Origin of the sequence: Brevundimonas sp. KM4, from assembly GCF_000964075.1 — a bacterium.
GTDB classification, from domain to species: domain Bacteria; phylum Pseudomonadota; class Alphaproteobacteria; order Caulobacterales; family Caulobacteraceae; genus Brevundimonas; species Brevundimonas huaxiensis.
In genome coordinates this window covers 1-401 of sequence record NZ_JZRG01000026.1, presented here as the reverse complement: position 1 = coordinate 401, position 401 = coordinate 1, and the positions used below count along the sequence as shown (strand labels likewise).

Sequence of the window (401 nt, the reverse complement as noted above, 5' to 3'; positions counted from 1 at the left end):
GATCTCGGGACGCCGCGTCGCGCGCGAGCTGACAGCGCTGATCGCTCGACGGGGCCGTCCCGCCATGATCGTCAGCGACAACGGCACGGAATTCACGTCCACGGCCATCCTGGCCTGGGCGCAGGATCATGGCGTCGACTGGCACTACATCGCGCCCGGCAAGCCGACCCAGAACGGGTTTGTAGAATCCTTCAACGGCCGGATGCGCGACGAACTGCTCAACGAGAGCCTGTTCTTTAGTCTGGATCACGCCCGCCAGAAGGTCGCTGCCTGGGCGCTGGACTACAATACCCGCCGGCCGCACTCGTCGATCGGCTACCTCACCCCGGAGGCCTTTGCCGCCAGTCTGACCGCAACAGGCCGACCCGCTGCGCAGTATGAAAGCTGCGCGGCCCGGCCTG

Annotated in this window: 1 protein-coding gene; it reads left to right on the top strand. The window is 66.3% G+C overall.

Annotation, left to right across the window (positions count from 1 at the left end; translation table 11 throughout):
* The coding region (locus VH88_RS13540; RefSeq protein ID WP_045811711.1) for an IS3 family transposase at positions 1-401 on the top strand (401 nt) is incomplete at both ends.